22 protein-coding genes are annotated in these 21,477 nt (G+C 65.8%); 8 read left to right on the plus strand and 14 right to left on the minus strand.

Translation table 11 applies throughout. The features are described from left to right. The first annotated feature begins 239 nt into the window (after positions 1-239). Together BB934_RS18180 and BB934_RS18185 are read left to right on the plus strand one after the other, a co-directional pair. Positions 240-722: a DUF4112 domain-containing protein gene (locus BB934_RS18180; RefSeq protein WP_237050008.1), complete on the plus strand. Its 483-nt coding sequence runs from the start codon at positions 240-242 to the stop codon at positions 720-722. Then, positions 723-1,115: a hypothetical protein gene (locus BB934_RS18185; RefSeq protein ID WP_099510892.1), complete on the plus strand. Its 393-nt coding sequence runs from the start codon at positions 723-725 to the stop codon at positions 1,113-1,115. A 102-nt stretch (positions 1,116-1,217) separates the two neighbouring features. On the opposite strand, the gene BB934_RS18190 is transcribed toward BB934_RS18185, so the two are convergent. From BB934_RS18190 to mbfA, 10 genes are all read right to left on the minus strand, one after another. Further along, positions 1,218-1,748, minus strand: coding sequence for a dihydrofolate reductase family protein (locus BB934_RS18190; RefSeq protein WP_099510893.1), 531 nt, complete (start codon positions 1,746-1,748; stop codon positions 1,218-1,220). Between the two features lie 78 nt (positions 1,749-1,826). Then, positions 1,827-2,636 carry an ABC transporter ATP-binding protein gene (locus BB934_RS18195; protein WP_099510894.1) on the minus strand — a complete coding sequence of 270 codons (810 nt, stop codon included), beginning with the start codon at positions 2,634-2,636 and terminating at the stop codon, positions 1,827-1,829. Continuing rightward, positions 2,629-3,354: an ABC transporter permease gene (locus BB934_RS18200; RefSeq protein WP_099510895.1), complete on the minus strand. Its 726-nt coding sequence runs from the start codon at positions 3,352-3,354 to the stop codon at positions 2,629-2,631. Before BB934_RS18200 ends, BB934_RS18195 begins: the two co-directional genes overlap by 8 nt. Then, positions 3,354-4,076, minus strand: a complete 723-nt coding sequence (locus tag BB934_RS18205; RefSeq protein WP_173909465.1) for an ABC transporter permease — start codon at positions 4,074-4,076, stop codon at positions 3,354-3,356. Before BB934_RS18205 ends, BB934_RS18200 begins: the two co-directional genes overlap by 1 nt. A gap of 147 nt (positions 4,077-4,223) precedes the next feature. Beyond that, positions 4,224-5,069: a lysine/arginine/ornithine ABC transporter substrate-binding protein gene (locus BB934_RS18210; RefSeq protein WP_099510896.1), complete on the minus strand. Its 846-nt coding sequence runs from the start codon at positions 5,067-5,069 to the stop codon at positions 4,224-4,226. A gap of 219 nt (positions 5,070-5,288) precedes the next feature. Further along, positions 5,289-6,134: a lysine/arginine/ornithine ABC transporter substrate-binding protein gene (locus tag BB934_RS18215; RefSeq protein ID WP_099510897.1), complete on the minus strand. Its 846-nt coding sequence runs from the start codon at positions 6,132-6,134 to the stop codon at positions 5,289-5,291. Between the two features lie 123 nt (positions 6,135-6,257). After that, positions 6,258-6,956, minus strand: coding sequence for a fumarylacetoacetate hydrolase family protein (locus BB934_RS18220; protein WP_099510898.1), 699 nt, complete (start codon positions 6,954-6,956; stop codon positions 6,258-6,260). Positions 6,957-7,125: 169 nt separating this feature from the next. Beyond that, positions 7,126-7,824 (minus strand): DUF4142 domain-containing protein, encoded by a 699-nt coding sequence (locus BB934_RS18225; protein ID WP_099510899.1) that lies wholly within the window; start codon positions 7,822-7,824, stop codon positions 7,126-7,128. A 270-nt stretch (positions 7,825-8,094) separates the two neighbouring features. Continuing rightward, positions 8,095-9,009, minus strand: a complete 915-nt coding sequence (locus tag BB934_RS18230) for a metallophosphoesterase family protein (protein WP_099510900.1) — start codon at positions 9,007-9,009, stop codon at positions 8,095-8,097. 54 nt (positions 9,010-9,063) lie between these two features. Next, positions 9,064-10,035, minus strand: coding sequence for an iron exporter MbfA (gene mbfA / locus BB934_RS18235; protein ID WP_099510901.1), 972 nt, complete (start codon positions 10,033-10,035; stop codon positions 9,064-9,066). A gap of 337 nt (positions 10,036-10,372) precedes the next feature. Here mbfA and BB934_RS18240 point away from each other — a divergent pair, with 337 nt between their 5' ends. After that, positions 10,373-10,855 carry an NUDIX domain-containing protein gene (locus BB934_RS18240; protein WP_099510902.1) on the plus strand — a complete coding sequence of 161 codons (483 nt, stop codon included), beginning with the start codon at positions 10,373-10,375 and terminating at the stop codon, positions 10,853-10,855. Positions 10,856-11,010: 155 nt separating this feature from the next. Next, positions 11,011-11,520 carry a GNAT family N-acetyltransferase gene (locus BB934_RS18245; protein ID WP_099510903.1) on the plus strand — a complete coding sequence of 170 codons (510 nt, stop codon included), beginning with the start codon at positions 11,011-11,013 and terminating at the stop codon, positions 11,518-11,520. Here the strand turns inward: BB934_RS18245 and BB934_RS18250 are convergent, their stop codons facing one another. The 4 genes from BB934_RS18250 to BB934_RS18265 are packed head-to-tail and all read right to left on the minus strand — an operon-like array spanning position 11,521 to position 18,366. Beyond that, on the minus strand, positions 11,521-13,593 hold the full coding sequence (locus BB934_RS18250; protein WP_099510904.1) for a hypothetical protein: 2,073 nt from the start codon (positions 13,591-13,593) through the stop codon (positions 11,521-11,523). 12 nt (positions 13,594-13,605) lie between these two features. Further along, positions 13,606-16,410 (minus strand): DUF4159 domain-containing protein, encoded by a 2,805-nt coding sequence (locus BB934_RS18255; RefSeq protein WP_099510905.1) that lies wholly within the window; start codon positions 16,408-16,410, stop codon positions 13,606-13,608. Between the two features lie 3 nt (positions 16,411-16,413). Beyond that, a complete protein-coding gene (locus tag BB934_RS18260) occupies positions 16,414-17,340 on the minus strand; it encodes a DUF58 domain-containing protein (protein WP_099510906.1) in 927 nt (308 codons plus the stop codon). 9 nt (positions 17,341-17,349) lie between these two features. Beyond that, positions 17,350-18,366, minus strand: a complete 1,017-nt coding sequence (locus tag BB934_RS18265; RefSeq protein ID WP_099510907.1) for an AAA family ATPase — start codon at positions 18,364-18,366, stop codon at positions 17,350-17,352. Positions 18,367-18,565: 199 nt separating this feature from the next. Here BB934_RS18265 and BB934_RS18270 point away from each other — a divergent pair, with 199 nt between their 5' ends. Genes BB934_RS18270 through BB934_RS18285 form a run of 4 tightly spaced genes read left to right on the plus strand, consistent with a single transcriptional unit; the run spans position 18,566 to position 21,301 of the window. Continuing rightward, on the plus strand, positions 18,566-19,165 hold the full coding sequence (locus BB934_RS18270) for a DUF1285 domain-containing protein (RefSeq protein WP_099513001.1): 600 nt from the start codon (positions 18,566-18,568) through the stop codon (positions 19,163-19,165). Next, on the plus strand, positions 19,165-19,803 hold the full coding sequence (locus BB934_RS18275; RefSeq protein ID WP_099510908.1) for a CoA pyrophosphatase: 639 nt from the start codon (positions 19,165-19,167) through the stop codon (positions 19,801-19,803). Before BB934_RS18270 ends, BB934_RS18275 begins: the two co-directional genes overlap by 1 nt. Continuing rightward, complete coding sequence (locus BB934_RS18280; protein ID WP_099510909.1) at positions 19,800-20,057, plus strand: DUF6111 family protein; 258 nt, start codon at positions 19,800-19,802, stop codon at positions 20,055-20,057. The genes BB934_RS18275 and BB934_RS18280 overlap by 4 nt, the downstream gene beginning before the upstream one ends. Continuing rightward, on the plus strand, positions 20,057-21,301 hold the full coding sequence (locus tag BB934_RS18285) for a CCA tRNA nucleotidyltransferase (protein ID WP_099510910.1): 1,245 nt from the start codon (positions 20,057-20,059) through the stop codon (positions 21,299-21,301). Before BB934_RS18280 ends, BB934_RS18285 begins: the two co-directional genes overlap by 1 nt. Positions 21,302-21,477: the final 176 nt, after the last annotated feature.

The raw sequence follows: 21,477 nt of genomic DNA on the forward strand, positions 1-21,477 counted from the left end.
GCGGCAGCCGTTTTCTTGGTCAGATCGATCCGACGGTCACGCTCGAGGGCGTGATGGGAACCGCTACCTAACGTAAGCTTTGCTTCCGGCAAGAGCAGTGAGAGGCGCGGGTGCGGCCCGATCAAACCGGCAGCAAGGAAAGCTTTGCTTGCTAAGGGTTTCAACGTGTCGGGAATTTGGGATGAGTTATGAAATAACGCGGCTCGTATCTTGCGAAAATCGATCCGAATGCACACATCATGGCCATTCGTGCCGATCATTTCGACGGCGATCTGGAGACTGGAATGAACGCTGCGCGTGGCGCTGTTTTTGATGCGATCAAGACTGCCGGCCCCACTCGCGCCGATGCGCTCGCGCGCGTCGCGCTGGTGGCGAAACTGATGGATAACGCCTTCCTGATCCCCGGCCTGAACCGGCGCGTCGGCTTCGACGCCGTGATCGGCCTCATCCCCGGTGTCGGTGATGTGGTCTCGGCCGCTCTTGCCAGCTACATCATCTGGGAGGCGCGTCAGCTCGGTCTGCCGCGGTGGAAGATCGCGCGCATGATCGGCAACGTCGCAGCCGATACGGCGATCGGCGCGATCCCGTTCGCCGGCGATGTGTTCGACATCTTCTTCAAGGCCAATCAGCGCAACCTGCGCATCATTCACGAGCATCTGGGCCTGCCCAAACGCGGACCGCAACAGATCGACGGTACCGCAATGCGCGTCGGAGAGCGGTAAATGAAGCGGCTTCTGTGGATCCTGGCCTGGATCGCCGTTGCGATCTGGTCGCTCTTCGCCTGGGGTGCCTATGGGCTGCTCGACGTGTTCGGCGCCTTCGCCGCGCGCAATGCCGACATCGTCACGGGACATCCCGAGACGGTCGAATGGCTGTCCTGGACGCTGATGACATTGCGCAGCCTCGGCCTGGGCGCCATCGCGATCGTGTGGGGCTTGGTCTCGCTGCTGATCCTGGCCGTTCCGGCCTTGCTCGGCCTCTTTCTCGGCGACTCGCGTCGTGAGCAATATGCCACCGACTGGCGCGAGCCTCGGTTCGATCCCCGCGCGCCGGGATCGGGGCCGTTCCCGCCGTCATCCGGCACCCCGCCGGTGCGGCGGATCGAAAGAGGTTAGGTCGTAGACTCATAAGCGCGCAGCCACAGCCGCATTGAGGCGAGTTGGACCATGGCGATGAAGTCGGCAGCAAGCTTGCAGTCGCGCGGGCCAGTCGCGCGACTATGCGGGAACGTATGTTAACCTAATCACGTCCTCGCCAATTCGATCGCTCGCCACGAGGCGCAGTGGCGGCCGCGGGCCGGCGAAGAACGGCTTGCCGCGACCAAGCACGACGGGATGGACGTACAGTCGGTATTCGTCGACGAGACCGAGGTCGGTCAGGCTTCGCGCCAGCTCAGGTCCGGAAACTTCAATCTCCCCATCCAGTTGAGCCTTCAGTCCGCGGATCGCCGCCTCGATGTCATCCACGATGAGAGTGGCGTTCGGACCGACGGACTTCAGCGATCGCGACACGACCCATTTCGGTTTGCTCCGCCACGCTGCTGCATAGTCGTGTTGCGCCGCGTCCCACTCGGAATTGTCTTCGTCCCAATATCGCATCACCTCGTACATGCGGCGACCGTATACGCTGCCGGTCAGGCCGCGCACGTCGTCGATGAAATGACGAAAGGGCGCGGGATCGGGCGCGAATTCCATGTGGTCGACATACCCATCCAAAGACTGGTTCAGGGCGAACACGAGCTTCGCCATGCTGCGGGATCTCCTCTCCAACTTCAGCTCTAAAAACAAAGGGCGAAGCGGCATCCGCTTCGCCCCTTTCGTTTCATCTCAGCGATGGCTCGAGATGAACTGCTTGAAGCGCTCGGATTTCGGCGCGCCGAACACCTCGGCCGGCGGGCCTTCCTCTTCCACCACGCCCTTGTGCAGGAACACCACCCGGTTCGACACGTCGCGGGCGAAGCCCATCTCGTGCGTCACCACCAGCATGGTGCGGCCTTCCTCGGCGAGCGAGCGCATGACGCGCAGCACCTCGCCGACGAGTTCCGGATCGAGAGCCGAGGTCGGCTCGTCGAATAGCATCACCTTGGGATGCATGGCGAGCGCGCGCGCGATGGCGGCGCGCTGCTGCTGGCCGCCGGAGAGGTGGGAAGGGTACTGATTGCGCTTGTCGGCGATGCCGACCTTCTCCAGCAGCTCCATGGCCTCGGCGATGCATTCCGCCTTCGGGCGCTTCTGCACATGGATGGGCGCCTCGATCACGTTCTCCAGGATCGTCATATGGGACCAGAGGTTGAAGCTCTGGAACACCATGGCGACGCGGGAGCGGATGCGGTCCACCTGGCTCTGGTCGGCCGGCATCATCCCCTTGCGGCTGCTCTTCAGCGCGATGGTTTCGCCGCCGATGCGGATCTCGCCGGAATCCGGCACTTCCAGCATGTTGATGCAGCGGAGCATGGTCGACTTGCCGGAGCCGGAGGCGCCGAGGATCGAAATGACGTCGCCTTCCTTCGCGCTCAGCGATACACCCTTGAGCACTTCGAGGTTTCCGAAGCTCTTGCGCAGATTGTTGACGGAGACGGCAGCAGCGGCCTCGGAGGACGCAGGTTGGGGCGACAAGGATGCAACTCCGTTAGACATGGGCGGCCTCCAGACGCGGCTCGATGGCCGGGGGGCGGCGCAGGTGAGGCGAGAGCCACCATTCGATGGCCATGATGATGCGCGTGATGATGAAGTTGAGGATCAGATAGATCAGGCCGGCGACGATGAAGACCTCGACCGCGCGGAAGCTCTGCGAGATCAGCTTCGCGGCAAGACCGGTCACTTCCATCATGGTGATGATCGAGGCGAGCGAGGTCGCCTTCACCATGAGGATGATCTCGCTGCCGTAGGCGGGAAGCGCCTGGCGCACCGCGATCGGGAAGACGACGCGGCGGAAGAGCAGGAACCCGGACATGCCGCAGGCCCGCGCCGCCTCGACCTGATTGTGCGGCACCGATTGCAGGCCGCCGCGGATGATCTCGCTGGCATAGGCCGCCGTGTTCAGGGTGAGCGCGAGAACCGCGCACCAATAGGGCTCGCGGAAGAAGGTCCACAACCCCCATTCCTGCAGTGTCGGGCGGAACTGCCCGAGGCCGTAATAGATCAGGAAGATCTGCACGAGCAGCGGCGTGCCGCGGAAGACGAAGACATAGGCTTGGGCCGGCCAGTCGAGCACCTTGAAACCCGACATCCGCATGAGCGCCAGGAGCATGGCGAGAATGGCGCCGAGCGCGACGGACATGAAGGCAAGGTTCAGCGTCAGCGGCACGCCGCCGAGCAGCGTGAAGAAGCTGTCGCGCATGAAGGCGAAGTCCATCAGGAAGCCCTCCGGATGCCACGCATCGAGTGCGACTCCGCGCGCTGGAACAGGTAGGTCGAAACCCAGGTGATGACGAGGTAGAGGATGGCCGCCGTGATGTAGAAATCGAACGGGCGGCGCGTCGAGCCGGCGGCGATATGCGACTGGCGCAGCAGCTCGACGAGGCCCGTGACGGAGATGAGCGCCGATTCCTTCAGGACCAGCTGCCAGGTATTGCCGAGGCCCGGAATCGCGTAGCGCAGAACCTGCGGTGCGATGATGCGGCGGAACATGAGCCAGCGATGCATGCCCACGGAGCGCGCGGCCTCAAGCTCGCCGCGGCTGACGACCTGGTAGGCACCGCGGAAGACCTCCGCCTGATAGGCGCCCGACACGATGCCGATGGCCAGCGCGCCGGTGACGAAGGCCGGCACGCCGATGAATCCCTGGGCTCCGAACAGGCTGCCGATGGCGCCGAGCGCCGCGCTGCCGCCGAAATAGAAGAGGTAGATCACGAGAAGGTCGGGGATGCCGCGCAGAACGGTGGTGTATCCGTCCGCAAGGCTGCGGATGACGACATTTCCGCCGATCTTGCCCCAGGCGACGAAGGTCCCGACGACCGAGCCCGCGAGGAAGCCGCAGATGGCGACGGCAATCGTCATACCCGTCGCGGTGAGAAGAGCCCATCCCCATCCATTGGGGCCAAACCCGATGAGCTCGAAATAGCTCAGTTGCTGCACGCTTCAACTTTCCTGACTATGTCTCCCCTTCGCCGGAAAGCTGAGGGTGAGACAGCAACTGTCACATCCGGCATTCTGGCCGGATCATGTCCCGGATCCGTGTAGCGGGTCCGGGACTTTGCTTCCAGCACGCAATGTCGGACTTGGTCAGACTTGCGGCGTGGCGTCGATCTTGAACCACTTCTCGGACAGCTTCTTGACGGTGCCGTCCTTGATCGCTGCCTCGATCGCCGCGTCGAACGACTTCTTCAGATCGGCGTCGTCCTTGCGCATGGCGACCGCGACGCCGCGGCCCAGAATGCCGCCGCGCATGCCCGTCCCGGCGATGACCATGTCCTTGAACTCGGGCTTCTCCTGCGTGGCCTTCAGGGCGCCGTGGCCGGCGAAGATGGCATCGATGCGCCCAGCGGTCAGGTCGAGATCGTGCTGCTCCGTGGTCTTGTACTCGCGGATCTGGATCGTGTCCTTCAGGTAGGTCTCCAGGAACTGCGAGTTCACGGTCGAGCCCTGCACCCCGACGGTCTTGCCCTTGAGAAGCGGCTTCCAGGCCTCGATCGCCTTCTTCGCGCCTTCAGTGTCCTTCTCGAAGCTGACGGTCGTGCCGGCTCCGGGCAGCTTGGCAAGCGGCGAATCCTTCATGACGCCCCAGCCATGCGGGGTCGCGGCATAGGCGTGCGAGAAGTTGATCACCTCCAGGCGCTTGTCGGTGATGTTCATGCCGGCCATGATGGCGTCGTACTTCTTGGCCTGGAGCGCCGGGATGATGCCGTCCCAATCCTGGGCGACGATCTCGCATTTGACCTTCATGCGGGCGCAGAGGTCGTTGGCGAGGTCGATCTCGAAGCCTTCGAGCTTGCCGCCTGCACCGGTGAAATTCCACGGCGCATAGGCGCCTTCCGTGGCAATCTTGACGGTCTTTTCCTGCGCTGCCGCTCCGCCGATGGCGAAAGAGGCGGCCAGCAGGCCGAGACCCAGAGCGTGAAAGAGTTTCATTGTCGTCCCTCTGGTCAGCTTCGACTGATCCTATTGACGGAGGAAGACCAGTGGAGGTCCTCGTCTCGCGTCCAGAAGCTAACATTCAAAAGCCAAGCCGGCGCAAGTCCTAAACATGCTGAATAAAGCGCCCAAGCTGGCGATTTCGGTCGCATTTGAACCCGTTCGATAAAAAAAAGGCGCGGCCGGAGCCGCGCCTCTCATGGATCGAAGCGAAGATTAGCCCTTGGGGGAGATGTCCACCTTGAACCACTTCAGGGACAGGGTCTTAACCGTGCCGTCCTTGATCGCAGCCTGGATCGCGTCCTCGAAGCTCTTCTTGAGCTCGGTCTCGCCCTTACGCAGGCCGACGCCGACGCCGAGGCCGAGCAGGCCGCCGGTGATGGACGGACCGACCATGACGTAATCCTTGAATTCCGGCTTATCGAGCGTGCCCATAATGGCCGTGGAATCCGCCAGGACAGCGTCGATGCGGCCAGCCGCGAGGTCGAGGTCATGCTGTTCGGTGGTCTTATACTCGCGGATTTCCGCAGTGCCCTTCAGATACTTGTCCGCGAAGTTGGAGTGAATCGTCGAGCCCTGGACGCCGACGGTCTTGCCCTTGAGGATCGCCTTCGAAGCGTCGATAGCCTTCTCGGCGGCAGCCTGCTGGGTGCCGAGGTTATAGGCCTCGCCCGTGCCCGCCATCTTGGCGAGGGGCGACGACTTGGCGACCATGTAGCCGTTGGGGCCGTTCACGTAGGGACCGGCGAAGTCGATGGTCTTCTTGCGCTCGTCGGTGATGCTCATGCCGGCCATGATGGCGTCGTACTTCTTGGCAGTCAGCGCTGGGATGATGCCGTCCCAGTCCTGAGCCACGATCTCGCAGGTGACGTTCATGCGCTTGCATAGGTCGTTGGCGAGGTCGATCTCGAAGCCTTCGAGCTTGCCGCCGGCACCCGTGAAGTTCCACGGAGCATAGGCGCCCTCTGTCGCGATCTTTATCGTCTTCTGTTGGGCGGCCGCTCCGCCGATGGCGAGGGCCGAGCCGAGGAGAGCCAAGCCGACGGTCTTAACGAAGTTCATTGTCGTTCCCTTATTTGTGGGCCACGGCATGACACCGGGGCCTTAATTAACCGCGGCCTGAGAGGGCCGCGCCGTGGCGCAGTAACAGCCAATCTCAGCAAAAAGGCAAGGGGCCACCCCGCCCTACACGACCCGCAGGCGGATCTCGCCGAGGCCCTCGATGGCGGCGCTCAAGGTCTGTCCCTGCGTCACCGCTCCCACGCCCTCGGGCGTGCCGGAAAAGATCACGTCGCCGGGGAAGAGCTCGAAATAGGACGAGAGATAAGCGACCTGCTCGGCGACCGACCAGATCATGTCAGACAGGTCGCGCTTCTGCTTGATCGCCCCATCCATGGCGAGGGTAATGGAGCCGCTGGCAGGATGGCCGATTTCAGAGGCAGGATAGAGCGGGCCGACAGGTCCCGACAGGTCCGCAGCCTTGCCGAGCTCCCAGGGACGGCGGAGCTGCTTGGCCTCGTCCTGCAGGTCGCGGCGTGTCATGTCGAGCCCGATCGCATAGCCGAATACATGGTCGAGCGCCTGTTCGACAGGAATGTCCCGTCCGCCCTTGGCGAGCGCCACCACCATCTCGACCTCGAAGTGATAGTTTCCGGTCTTCGGCGGGTAGGGATGGTCCGTCGTCTCTCCGCCGGCCACCGGCTGCAGAGCGTCCGCCGGTTTCATGAAGAAGAAGGGCGGCTCGCGGGTCGGGTCGGCGCCCATTTCCCGCGCATGGGCCGCGTAGTTGCGGCCGACGCAATAGACGCGGCGGACCGGGAAGAGGTCATCGGTGCCGGCAACGGGAAGGGCAGGGATCGAAGGCGCGGGAATGACGTAGGCCATGGCAGCTCGCGATAGGTCGATGCATTGCGGACGAGGTCCGGACGGCTCCTTCCTACACATTAGGGCTCTCGCCACAAGCCATAACGATGCGGTTCGGCGTGCCGCTTTCGGCGAATAGGAAACGGCGGGCCAGGAGCCCGCCGTCGCAGTCTTGTCTCTGTGCGATCGCTTAGCGCCGGGCGGAGCCGCCCGGAAGGCGGCGTGCCTCAGCCGCATGATGCTCGATATGCGGCACCACGGAAGCCGCGAACGGGCGCAGTGTCGGATCGTTGCCGGCCTGGGCATAACCCGAATGGAGCGCGAGGGCTTCCTGATGGGCTTGCCGCTGGGCCTGACCGTAGAGGCGGTCGAATTGCGGGCCCGAGGTCGAGGCCAGCTGGTTCAGCAGGGCCGTCTTCTCAGGGCTGAGCGGCATGCCGAGACGGATCGGGGTGGTCGATCCGGTGGTCTGCACGTCGGCGCGGCCTGCCGCAGCACCGGCCGTTGCGCCGGCAGCAGCGCCGACGCCGGCCCCAACCACTGCGCCGACCGGACCGCCGATCACGGCGCCAATGCCCGCACCGGCGAGCGTGCCGCCGAGCGAGCCGCCGATGAACTCACCGGAGGCCGAATAGACCGGACGGCCGCCGTTGAGTGCCTGGCTCGTCATACCGTGATCCTTGATCATGGTTTCGGCATAGCGCCGAACGGCCGGATTGCGCGACCGTTCGAGGGCAAGTTGGCTCGAGGCGATCTCGAACGCGTCCGCTTGGGCCGCCATCATGCGGTAGGTCTGGCTGTCCATGACCTGGGCAGGGGCAACCTGGGCGGAGGCCGGGACGGCCGAAACGGACGCGAGCAAGACCCCAAGGGCAACGTAATGTTTCATGAGAAAACTCCTGTGTTCAGGTCGCAGGGCACCATGCGAAACCCGAGAGGCTCGCAGAATTCATGGGTGGCTGCTGCAACCGTTCAACGGGGAGCGATCTCGGCGGTTCCAGAACAGCGCAGGATATATTGCCCATTCATGCCTGCGATGGCCGGATATCGGGCATGAGCGGCAGTAAAGCAGAGATTTCGCGATGAATGACGATTGTCTTCGATCAAGCTGAGCCTTGGATATTCTCGGAAACCGTCGAAGCTTGGCGGATTTACATCGTCAAAGCTTGTCTATTGGCTGGCGAATGCGGGCGAGCGAGAGCATGCCCATCCCGCCCACTGTTCCGTCCGGTCTCAATCCCCGCAGCTCCGCCTTCAGGAGGAAGCCGGTCTCGTCCCGGTCGATGGTGAAGAGATGATAGCCGGCCTTGTGGGTCAGCGTGCCCTCGCGGGCGGAGGCGGAGGGAGCCCCGATCACCGGGATGGGGCCGCGCGGACCGTCGAGATGAGCGAGCGAGCCGACGTGATTGTGACCGTGGAGAACGAGTTCGGCGCCGACCTGGCCCAGCATTTTCTCGAAGCGGCGTGCGTCGGTGAGATTGCGCCCGGCCTCGGCCCCGCCGACATGCGGAGGATGGTGAATGAGGACGATCCGGAAGCAGTCCGGATCACGCCCGAGATCGCCGAGCATCTGCTCGACGGCTTTGGTCTGCCTCGACCCGACCCGCCCGGAGGCGACGAAGGGAAGGGTCGGGATGGCCGATGACAGGCCGACGATGGCGATGCGCCCGTAGCGGCGCAGATAGGGAAAGACGGCCTCGCGGCCATCATCGCCCCGAGTCCAGGGCGCGACCTCCCGCAGGAGGCCCTCGAGCGAGCCGCGCACATAGGCATCGTGATTGCCCGGCACGAAGGTGACGCGGGACGGATCGCCCACGCCCTCGAGGAAGACCCGGGAGGTCTTCCACTCGTCCGGAAGACCGATATTGCAGGTGTCGCCGGTGCAGGTGATGTGGTCGGGTTTCTGCGCATGGATGTCGGCGACGAGCACCGCCAGCAGCTCCATGTCATGCAGGTCCTGCCGGCTGCGGTGCCAATTGTACCAGCCGGTCAGGCGCTTGCTGAAAAGCTGTTTCAGACGCAGCCGGGGAAGGGGCCCCACATGGGGGTCGGTCAAGTGAGCGATGCGGAACATGACGGCCGGGTTGCTGCGGGTGGAGGGGAGAGTTCGCGCGCCCGGCCCCTGGCGTCAAGCGCTGCCGATGAAGATACCGGCGAGAAGCACGAGGACGCCGCCGACGATGACCTGGTAGGTCGCGCTCCAGAAGGGCGTATCCATGAATTTCGTGCGGATCCATGAGATCGCGACGAGCTCGGCCGCCACCACGAGCGCGGCGATGCTTGTCGCGAGAATGAAGGCGTTGGGCCAGGAATCCGGAACGAGATAGGGCAGGGTATGGCCGAGGCCGCCGGCCGCCGTCATCACGCCGCAGACCAGACCGCGCAGCCAGGGCGAGCCGCGGCCGGTGATCTCGCCGTCGTCGGAGAGAGCCTCCGTTAGGCCCATGCTGATGCCGGCGCCGACCGAGGCCGCGAGGCCGACGAGAAACGTCTCCCAGTTGTTCTGGGTCGCGAAGGCTGCAGCGAAAAGCGGGGCGAGGGTTGAGACCGAGCCGTCGATGAGCCCGGCCAGTCCCGGCTGGACATATTGCAGCACGAAGAGCCTGCGGCGAGCATGTTCTTCTGCGGCTTCGGCGTTCTCGGTCAGGTGCGCGGCGTGCAGTTCGCTCGCTTTGCGCTCGTGACCGCGCTCGACCTCGGCGAGCCGGGTGAACAGCTCGCGCACGGAGACGTCGAGTGTCTGCTGGGCCGCCTTGTCGTAAAAGCTCGCCGCCTGCAGTTCCATGACCTCCGCCTCGCGGCGCATCCGGTCGAGGTCGAGATGAGGGCTCCACCACACGGCGCGACGCTTCAGGAAGCCACGCACGTCCTCGCGGCGGATCGGCGGCAGGTGCTCGCCGAAACGGGTGCGATAGAATCCGTAGAGGGAGTTGCGATGGGCCCGCTCCTCCTCGGCCATGCCGTCGAAGATCTCGGCGGAAGCGGGGAAGTCGGGGCGAAGGCGATCCGCGAAATGCTGATAGATCCGCGAATCTTCTTCTTCATTGGCGATCGCGAGCGCGACGACCTCGCGCTCGGACAATTCGGACAGAGACTTCATATCCGCTCCTGATTAGAAATATTCTAAACAGAGAGGCGGGCCAGTGCCAAGTCACCCTGCAGGGGCAGGGAAGACGGCTTGAAGCTCAGTACTGTGCGCCCGGGATCAGGGTCGAGTAGATCGTGCGGTCCTCGAGATTGAGGGCCGGGGACCAGGAGAAGCGGGCGGAGCGGTTCAGACGGGACAAGATCAGAGCGAGAAACATTGGAACACCTTTGCTGGCGCTGTATTAGACCTTCGTATAGTGCGGGTCACGCGCCATTTTGCGTTAACAGCTATGCAATAAGTGAATGGTCACGTTCATCCTCCGGTAATCGAAGAGTGCTTGTCTGATCCGATGTCCGAGTCCCGCCCCTCCCGACCATCATCGCGGCTGATTTCCTGGGGGCTTCACGCTTATTGGCGCTTTTCCCGCGGCATGACGCTCGGCGTCCGTGGGGTGGTTCTCGACCAGGACAATCGGGTCTTCCTAATCCGTCACACCTATGTTCCGGGCTGGCATCTGCCGGGCGGCGGCGTCGAGACGGGCGAGACGGCGCTGGAGGCCCTCGAGCGCGAGCTGCACGAAGAGGCCTGCATCGCGATGGACGAACCGCCGGCCCTCGCCGGCGTGTTCTTCAACCGGAAGATCTCCCGGCGCGACCACGTGCTCGTCTACGTGATCCGGCGCTTCACGGTGCTGGAGGTCAAGCGGCCGGACCGCGAGATCGCGGAGGCCGGGTTCTTTCCCCTCGACCGGCTTCCGGACGGAACGACGGTCGCCACCCGCAACCGTCTCGCCGAGATCCTCCAAGGGCAGAAGCCATCCCAGAACTGGTGAGAGGGGATTTGCGCCGCGTTCCCGACGCTGCTATGGCCTAGATTCATAGAGGAAACGCCGAGCCCCATGAGCATTATCCGGACCTTGCGACGACGACACGGCTGAGACCTCTCCAGCCGCCATTTCTGTTTCCCGTCTATCGCCTGAGTCCGTTCATGACTGAGCTCTCGCTCCAGATCCGCACCGAGCAACCCATCGATTCCGAGGCCATCGAGCGCCTGCACGAGCGCGCCTTCGGCCCGGGCCGCTTCGCCCGCACGGCCTCGCGCCTGCGGGAGGGCGCTCCTCATCTCATCGATCTGTCCTTCACCGCCATGGTCGGCACGCTGCTCGTCGGCTCGATCCGCATGACGCCGGTGATGGCAGGCGCGGTGCCGGCCCTGATGCTGGGGCCGCTCACTGTCGAACCCGCCTTCGAGAGCCGCGGCATCGGCGCTGCCCTCATGCGTCGCTCGCTGGAAGCCGCGCGGCAGAAGGGCCATAAGCTCGTGCTGCTCGTCGGCGACGAGCCCTATTACAGCCGCTTCGGTTTCAAGCGCATTCCGCCTCAGGACCTGCAGCTGCCGGGACCGGTCAATCCCGCGCGCTTTCTGGCGCTGGAACTGGAAGAGGGTGTGCTCGCCCGCGCGAAAGGGCTGGTGAGCACGCTTCCGCAGACGGCCTGATCAGGCCCTTCGCCGTCCCTCGATCAGCCAGGCGGCGAGGGTCGAGCCGATCAGCAGCACCAGCCCGACGAAGCCGAGCGCCATCGGGAAGACCGAGATGCCGCGCACGATGGCGCTGTCGCTCGGCCGGATCCCGATCCAGTCGCCGCCGGAAAAGCGCGTGCCGGAATGGACGGCGAGGATCCGCGGCACCGTAATGCTTTGATCGCCGGCGATCGCCACGCGCCGTACCGATCCGCCTGTCGCCTCTGCGATGGAGGCCAGGGATTCGGTGTTGCTGAACACGTCCATCAGCTCGCGCGGGTTCGCCGGTCCGATGCTGACGAAGGTGATGAGATCGCCGGAGCGGATCGTGTGCAGACCGAGGTCGCGGCTTGCCACCTGCGCCGTGAACAGACCGGGGCGGGTCTCGGTCAGGGCGACGCTGCTCTCAGCGCCGCTCGGCGCCGTGAGGGTCGCCGGATCGACGGTTTCCTGCATGCTCTGCCGCTCGATGCGGATGTCGCGGCCTTGAGCGCTGGCGCGAAGGGCTTCCTCTTCCAAAGCAGGCTCCTTCATGAGCCAGTGGGCGAGGCGGCGCAGGAGATCGAGATGCGGTCCGCCGTCCTGGTACCCGCGCGCCCAGAGCCAGGCGTGATCGGAGAGAAGCAGCGCCACGCGCCCCTTGTCCTCGCGGCGCAGCACGAGGAGCGGCAGGTCGTTCGCGCCCGACATGAGGGTCGAGCCCGACTGTACCTGCGAGCCGACGATGCGCAGCCACTCGCCCCAGGCGGGCGGCGACTGCTCCGAGCCCGGCAGGTCGCGGGTGACCGGATGGCGGTCGCCCGTGTCGGTGATTTCGGCCTTGTAGGGCTGCTCGACGATGGTGCCGTTCGGCTGGCCCGGAATGATCGGCGCGAGCCGTGTCTGCGCGAGGCTGCCATAGCTCGCGAATTCGGGGCCTGCCGCGATCAGGATTGCGCCGCCCTCGCGCACGTAGCGGACGATGTTCTCGAAATAGCTCGACGGCAGGATGCTCTGGTTCGCGTAGCGGTCGAAGATGATCAGGTCGAATTCCTTGATCTTCTGCTGGAACAGCTCGCGGGTCGGGAAGGCGATCAGCGACAATTCGTTGATCGGCGTGCCGTCCTGCTTCTCGGGCGGACGCAGGATGGTGAAGTGGACGAGGTCCACGTTCGCGTCCGATTTGAGAAGATTGCGCCAGGTCCGCTCGCCCGCATGCGGCTCGCCGGAGACGAGGAGCACGCGCAGCTTCTCGCGGATGCCCTCGATGGGAACGACGGCGCGGTTGTTGGCCTGGGTGAGCTCGTTCGGAAGGCCTTCCACTTCGAGCTCGACCACGTTGGTGCCGCCGTGCTCGATGCGCACGTCGAGGGAGAAGGGCGTATCGGCTCGCACCTGCTGACGGGTGAGAACCTGTCCGTCCCGACGTACGGTGACAAGAGCCGAGCCCGTGCCGCCGCGTTCCATGATCTGCGCGCGGATCGTCTGGTCCTTGCCGACGATGCCGAAGCGGGGAGCCTCCAGAAGCTTGATCTGCCGGTCGCGCTCGTCGGGACGGCCGGTGATGAGGGCGTGCAGGGGCGCCCGGAAGCCGAGGCCTTCCACGGAAGGCGGAATGTCGTGCACTACGCCGTCGGTGACGAAGACGACGCCGGCGAGCCGGTCCGGCGGCACGTCGGCGAGGCCGTTCGACAGGGCGGCGAAGAGGCGCGTGCCATCGTCGCCATTGCCGTCATCGGCCTCGATGAAGCGCGGATCCACATCGGCGAGCGAGCCGAAGCGGCGCTCCAGCTCCGTCCGGACCTGATCGGTCATGGGCGAACGGTCGCCGAGCGTCTGCGAGGTCGAGCGGTCGATGACCACCGCCACGATGTCCTTCACCTTCTCCCGGTCCTCCTGCACCAGCGCCGGGTTGGCCAGCGCCAGAAGAACGAGCCCGAGAGCGACGGCGCGCAGGATCGCGATGGGTCCGCGCGAGATCAGGGCAAGGATGGCCAGCAGCGCGACGACCGCGCCGAGGGCCCAGAGGGCGTAAGCCGGGATGAGGGGGGAGAAGCCGATCGAAAGCAAAGCTTTTTCCCCTTATTGCCCGAGCCGTTCGAGCAGGGCCGGCACATGAACCTGATCGGCCTTGTAGTTGCCGGTCAGCGCGTACATGACGATGTTGACGCCGCTGCGATACGAGAATTCCCGCTGGCGCTGATCGCTGCCGACGACGGGGTAGAGCCATTCGCCCCGCTGCCCGACGGCCCAGGCTGCCGCCAGATCGTTCGAGGTGATGATGATCGGCGAGACGCCGTCGCCTGAACGGGCCGGACGGTTCTCCTCGCCCTCGGGTGCGGGCGGCAGGGCCTCGACCCAGGTCTGCCCCGTGGCGTAGCGGCCGGGGAAACTGTCGAGGATGTAGAAGGTCTTGGTGAGGACGTGATCGGCCGGCACCGGCTCGAGCTCTGGAATGTCCAGGCTCGCCAGCATGCGGCGCAGGGCCTGTCCCTCGGCGGTGGGTGCGCCGTCGGGACGGTTGCCGAAGGCGTCGCGGGTGTCGAAGATCACTGTGCCGCCGCCCTTCATGAAGGCATCGAGCCGACGGATCGCAGCCTCGGTCGGTACGGGTCGCGAGGCGACGACGGGCCAGTAGATCAGCGGATAGAACGCGACCTCATCGCGCGACAGATCGATGCCGATGGGCTCGCCCGGCGACAGGGCCGTGCGCTGGCTCAGAACCTGCGTCAGGCCGGCAAGGCCGGCGCGGCTCGTCTCGTCGACTTGGCTGTCGCCCGTGATCACGTAGGCGAGCCGCGTCACGAGCGCGGGATTGGAGCTCTCCATCGTCATGGAGGAGCGGCGCTCCTGAGCATTCGCATCCGAGCCCGGGTTGAAGAGCATCATGGCCGCCAAAGCGATGCCGGCCGCCGCTCCCGTCCGGCGCAGCCGGCCGAACAGGTTCGACAGATGGCCGCCGAGCCAGAGCGAGGCGAGCGTGTCGGCGATCAGCAGCACGAGGGCCAGCATGAACAGGGGCATACGCAAATCGATGGTCTGCGCCCCGGCGAGCGGAGCGATCCTGGCGTTGAGCGGCGCAAGGTTGAGCGGCGCGAGACGGTCGGTCGGCAGAAGCGCATTCAGCGCAAGGCTCGAATCGACGGGGCCGTAGAAGCCCGGAGGATGCTCGCCGTTCGCCCGCTCCATATAGGTGCGCGTCACCGCACGGGCGGTCGCGGGAGGCGAGATGTAGATGCCATAGCCGTCGAGGGTCAGTCGTGGAGCCACGGTCTCGTTCTCCGCATTGCGGGCCTCTGCATTCGCATCGCTCGATGCCCCGGCCAGGGCGACGGTCCGGCGCAGCATGTCGACGAAGAGGCCCGACAGGGGCAGGTTCGACCAGGTCGTATCGGCGGTGACGTGGAAGAGCACGATCATACCGTCGCCGCGCTTGTCCGCGGTCACGATCGGCGTTCCGTCGGCGAGTGCGGCCCAGGTCCTCGACTGCAGGTCGCCGTCGGGCTCGGCGAGGATCTGGCGGCGGATGCCGATCTCGTCCGGCACGGCGAGGCCGAAATAGGGGCTCTCGCGGGTAAACGGCGCGAAGGTCTTCGGGGTGTCCCAGGAGAGGGTGCCGCCGAGGCTGCGCCCGCCGCGGCGCAGGCGCACGGGCACGAGTTCGTCGTTGCCGGCGGCGAGCCGGGAGCCGGCAAAGCGCAGCAGCAGGCCGCCCTGTTCCACGAAGGCGGTGACGCGGCCCATGGTCTCGCGGTCGAGGCCGCCCACATCGGCCAGCACGAGAACCGAGACCTGCTCGTCGATGAGCTGGTTCACGGCATCGGCCACCGCGCCGCGGCCATTGCGGATCTCCGAAAACGGTGCGAGCGCCCGCTCGATGTAGTAGAGCGGCGACAGGAGCGGCTGCGCCTGGTCGGAGGTGCCGCCGAAGACGAGCCCGACGCGGCGGCGCTTGCCGCGCTCGTCGAGAAGATGGACCGCACCGGCGGAGCCTTCGCCGAGGATCTCGATGCGGGCGATGGCGTTGCGGATTTCCGTCGGCAGGTCGAAGGCGACATCGGTCTCGGTGGCGTTCGCGTCGAAGGCGAAGCGCATGTCGGCGAGGGGCAGGCTCTTGAGGTCGAGGGCGCGCACCGTGCCGGAATCGCGCCCGTTCGGTTCGGCGCGCATCAGCCTGACATTGAGACGCCCGCCCGCATTCTCGACGCCGGCAACCGCAAGGGCCGACGCACGCTCCGCTTTGAGGACGGTCATCCGCGACCCGCCGGCCATTGGCGCCAAACCATCGATGAAGCCTTGCCCGTCAACGCCGGCGACCCCGTCGCTGATCCAGACGATGTTGGCATCGGGCGTCGATTCCAGAAAACGCCTGACGGATTCGAGGTGAGCCTGACGGTCCTGCAGATGCGGCAGAGGCTTGAGGGAGCGCAGGCGCTCCAGCGCGGTGGAGGGGCTCGAAGGCTCGATGGCCGCCGGCGCATCCGCCGTCGCCACGAGCGCGACCGTGCGTCCGTCGCGTCCCGCTGCCTCGATGCGCTCGGCGGCAAGGTTCATGCGATCGCGCCAGTCGTGGGCGGCGGCAAAGCCGTTGTCGAGCACGATCAGGAGCGGCGAGCGGTTGCTGTCTTCCGCGAGCGGGTTCCAGATCGGCCCGGCGGCCGCGAGGATGAGAAACGCGGCAAGCAGCAGCCGCAGCAGCAGCAGCCACCATGGCGTGCGCGCGGGCATCTCCTGTTCCGGGCGCAGGTCGGCGAGGATCTTCAGGGGCGGGAAGTCGACGCGCCTGGGCTGCGGCGGCGTGATGCGCAGCAGCAGCCAGATCGCCGGAAGCGCCGCGAGAGCCGTCAGGACGAGCGGAACCGTGAAGGTGAGAGGAAGGCCGAACATCGCTCAACGCCCTCCCATATGCGTGCCGCGGGAAGCCGATACGAGGGTCATGAGGCGAAGCGCGACCTCGCTCGCCGGGCGGTCGGTTCTGTGGATGGTGAGCGTCCAGCCGCGGCGGCGTGCCAGTTCCAGCAGCTCGGCTCGGTGCTGCTCGATCCTTAAGCGGTAGGCATTGCCCCAGGCGATGGCATCGCCGATCCGCAGCGACAGGCCATCTTCGAGATCGTGCAGGACGGCCTGGCCCTGGAATGGAAAGGTCTCCTCCACGGGATCGACGATCATGACGAGATGGCCGCGCGCACCGCGGGAGGAGATGCCCTCGACCATGGCCGTGATGTCGCGCACGGGCGACAGGAAATCGCTGATCAGGACGGCTTCGTGCTGCGGCGCCACAGGCGCGTCCGGCGGCAGGTCTTCTTCGAGCGAGGCGCGGTCCGCGACCAGGGTCTGGGCCATGGTCTCCGCGATGCGCCGGGATGCGCGGGGCGCCAGGAGACCCAGCATGCCGACCCGCTCTCCGGCCTCGACGAAGCAATTGGCGAGGGCGAGGCCGAGCACGATGGCGCGCTCGATCTTGGGCGCCTGCGCCAGATCCGAGGCGTAGCCCATTGAAGCGGAGCGATCGATCCAGAACCACACGGTCTGCGCGGTTTCCCATTCGCGTTCACGCACATAGAGCCGGTCGTCGCGGGCGGAGCGGCGCCAGTCGATGCGCTGCGCCGCCTCGCCGGCGACGAAGGGGCGGAACTGCCAGAAGCTCTCGCCGGTGCCGGCGCGCCGGCGGCCGTGGATGCCGTGGGCGAGATTGGCGGCGACGCGCCTTGCCTCGAGGACGAGGCGCGGCATCCGGTGAGCCAGGGAGAGGGCGTTTTCGGTTTCGCGGCGTCCCGGCGAACGGGCGCTTTCGGGGAGGACCCGGACGCGGGCCATGATGGGATCCTAGCCTGCCAGCCGCGAGGTGAGCCTGCCGATGACGCTCTTGATCGACTCCCCATCGGCGCGGGCGGAGAAGGTCAGGGCCATGCGGTGCTTGAGCACCGGCTCGGCAAGAGCCAACACATCGGCGATGGAGGGCGCCACCCGTCCCTCGATGAGCGCACGGGCGCGCACGGCCAGCATCAGCGCCTGGCTCGCGCGCGGACCCGGACCCCAGAGGATCTTGTCGGTCACGCCTTCGACCCGCTCGGCTTCGGGACGCGCCGAGCGCACGAGGTCGAGGATGGCGTCGACCACGCTCTCGCCGACCGGCAGGCGGCGCACGAGGCGCTGGGCGTTCATGAGCGCCTCGGCATTCATGACGGCTTGCGGCTTATGCTCTTCGGCGCCGGTCGTCTCGATCAGGATGCGCCGCTCGGCATCGCGGGTCGGATAGCCCACATCGATCTCGAGCAGGAAGCGGTCGAGCTGGGCCTCGGGCAGGGGATAGGTGCCCTCCTGCTCGATGGGGTTCTGGGTCGCCAGCACGTGGAAGGGCTGCGGCAGGTCGTGCCGCTCGCCGCCGACCGAGACGTGGTGCTCCTGCATGGCCTGGAGCAGGGCGGACTGGGTGCGCGGGCTCGCGCGGTTGATCTCGTCCGCCATGAGAAGCTGGGCGAAGACGGGGCCCTTCACGAAACGGAAGGAGCGGCGGCGGTCGGCGCCCTCGTCGAGGATTTCGGAGCCTAAGATGTCGGAGGGCATCAGGTCCGGCGTGAACTGGATGCGACGGGCGTCGAGGCCGAGCACGGTGCCCAGCGTCTCGACGAGCTTCGTCTTGGCGAGGCCGGGGACGCCGACCAGAAGGCCGTGGCCGCCGGCGAGAAGGGTGATGAGGGTCAGGTCGACGACGTCTTCCTGGCCGAAGATGACCGTGTGGATGGCCTCCCGGGCGCGCCCGACAGTCTCAAGGGTCGCCTCCGCACTACGGATGATCGCGTCGTCCAGGGCGGTGGGCGCTTGAGCAATGCTGGCCGTCATGAGGTCACTCTCCCTCTCATTCCCAATAGCCCCAGTAGGTAGTCTGCCTTCGATCCGTGTCGATTAGCAAGGGTCGATGCGCCGCAGCATCGGACCGATGGGAGTGGACGAGGCGGCTGGGGACTCTATGCTCTAGGAAGTAACCATCGACGGCCGTTCGTCGATCCTCAAAATGCGGTTTCCCGTTCACGCTTGCGTCATGACCGATCCCTCGCCCCTCACATCCGGAAGCGCGCTGGCACGCCTTTCCGCAGCGCTCGGCCCCGATGCCGAGCGCAAAGGACTGCCTCCCGTCGAGCGCTGGAACCCAGCCTATTGCGGCGAAATCGACATGCGCATCGCCGCCGACGGCACGTGGCATTACATGGGAACGCCGATCAACCGGCCCGCCCTCGTGAAGCTGTTTTCGACGGTTCTGCGCAAGGATCCCGAGCGCCACGTGCTCGTCACGCCCGTCGAGCGCGTCGGGATCGAAGTCGAGGATGCGCCCTTCCTCGCCGTCGAGATGGCTGTGGAGGGCGAAGGCGAAGGGCGTCAGATCGCCTTTCGCACCAATGTGGACGATCTCGTCCAGGTCGGGCCGGAGCGCCCGCTGCGCTTCGAGCAGGATGCGACGGGCGGCGTCAAACCTTACGTCAGGGTCCGGGGCGAGCTGTGGGCGCGCGTGACGCGCAGCCTCGCGCTCGACCTGATCGCCCTGGGCGAGGAGGGCAAGATCGGCGAGGCCGCCACCTTCGGCGTGCGAGCCGGCGGAGCATTCTTTCCCATCGCTCCCGCCTCCGATCTGGGCGCTCCTTGATGCGCCTTGCTCCACACGACGTGCCGGATTTCCTGACGCTGGCGGCTGAGCGGCTTCGGTCCCAACCGCCGCATGCGGACGAGGCCCTGGCCAATCCGCGCGGCGACCACAGCCTCGATAACGTGCCCTTGGTCCATCCGCTGACGCCGAAGCCTGCCGCGGTTCTCGTGCCTGTGGTCATGCGCGACGCGCCGATGCTGCTTCTCACGGAGCGCGCCGCGCATTTGCGCCAGCATTCGGGACAGATCGCCTTTCCGGGTGGGCGGGTCGATCCGGAGGATGCTTCCGTCCTGGCGGCAGCCTGCCGCGAGGCGATGGAGGAGATCGGCCTCGACAGCCGCTTCATCAGCCCGCTCGGCTATCTCGATGCGTACTTGTCCACGACGAATTATCTCGTGATGCCGGTCGTGGCGCGCGTCTCGCCTTCCTACGTCCTCAACCTCAATCACGATGAGGTCGCCGACACCTTCGAGGTGCCGCTCGGCTTTCTCATGGACCCGGCGCGCCACGAGCTTCATTCCCGCGAGTGGAAGGGCAGAATCCGCCGCTACTATGCAATGCCGTATGAGGGACGCTACATCTGGGGCGTGACGGCGGGCATCATCCGCAATCTTTACGAGAGGCTCTACGGAACATGACACGGGCGGTGATTCAGGGACTTGTGCTGTTCCTCCTGCCCTTCGTTCTGTTCGCCGTTTATCTCGTCGTCCGGCGCCGCAACCCGCTGCTCTGGTCCCATTGGAGCGATCAATCCCTCTGGCTCACGATCGCAGGCTTGGGTTTCGTCGTGATCTCCCTGCTTGCGACAGGCCTTCTGGCCGAGCGGCAGACAGGCACTTACGTGCCGACCCATGTGGAAAACGGACGGGTCGTGCCGGGACATTTCGAGTGATGGAAACCCTCGACCGAAAGGCTCTGGCAGGCCTTCTCGACCGTCCTGCCCTACGCAGCCTCCTGGAGGTCTATAACAGCCGGGGCGAGGAGACGCGCATCGTGGGTGGCGCCGTGCGCAATGCGTTGCTCCGGCGGCCCGTCACAGAGGTCGACTGCACCACCACCATGCTGCCCGATGCGATCGCGGAGCGGGCGAAGAAGGCCGGGTTCAAGGCGGTTCCGACCGGGATCGATCACGGCACGATCACCGTGATCGTCGACGGCGAACCGTTCGAAGTCACGACCCTGCGCGAGGATGTGGAAACCGATGGGCGCCATGCCGTCGTGCATTTCGGGCGCGATTTCGGGCTCGATGCGAGGCGGCGCGATTTCACCATCAACGCCCTCTCGCTCGGTTTCGACGGGCAGCTTTACGACTATACCGACGGCGTGAGCGATCTCGCCTCCCGCCGTGTCCGCTTCATCGGCGATGCGCATACCCGCATCCGCGAGGATTACTTGAGGATCATGCGGTTCTTCCGCTTCCACGCGGAATATGCCGAAGGCGATCCCGATCCGGAGGGCCTCGCCGCTTCGGGTGCGGAGCGGGACGGATTGGCGATCCTCTCGAAGGAGCGGATCAGGCACGAGCTTTTGAGGCTCGTCGTCGCGCGGCGGGCTGAGGACACCATCCGCATCCTGGCCGATCACGGCTTCCTCACGGGGCTTCTGGGCGGTGCGGCGGAGTTCGGACGCTTCAATCGTCTGGCTTCCGTCGACAGGGAAGGGCCGGTTCCGGTCTGGCGTCTGGCGGCGCTCGCCGTCATGGTCGAGGAGGATGCCGAACGCCTGCGGGAGCGCCTGCGGCTTTCCAACGACGAGGACAAGAAGCTCTCCGCCTACGCACGGCTCCTCACCCTGCTCAAGACCTGGGCCTTGCCGCTCGATGCGGCTGCCATGCGGCGGCTGGCGGCCGACCACGATATCGAGATGTTGGACGTCGTTCTGGCTGCCGTTGCGGGCGAGCCGTTCCCCATCGTCCATGTCGATGCCCTTGAGGCTCTCACCCGCTTTCGCAGCGGCGCCGAGCCGGTGCCGGTCTTTCCCCTGCGCGGCGCCGATCTCGTCGAGGGGGGAGTTCCGAAGGGACCGAAGATCGGCGAGATGCTCGCACAGGCCCGCCAGGCCTGGCTGGCGGAAGGCTGCCGGACGGATGAGGATTACGCGAAGGATTTGCTCAGGCGGGTGCTGGAGCAGGGTTAGCGCGCATTGCCCTCCCCCCTTACGGGGAGGGCTCGAGGTGGTGCGATTGAGTGAGACCCTTCCGTCACACCTGCCACGTCATGGCCGGCCTTGTGCCGGCCATCCCGATCCTGTGAGACTCAGCGCTCTTCGGGTCGGGATCACCGGCACGAGACCGGTGATGACGTAGAGAGAGT

The organism is Microvirga ossetica (assembly GCF_002741015.1).
Taxonomy (GTDB): Bacteria; Pseudomonadota; Alphaproteobacteria; order Rhizobiales; family Beijerinckiaceae; genus Microvirga; species Microvirga ossetica.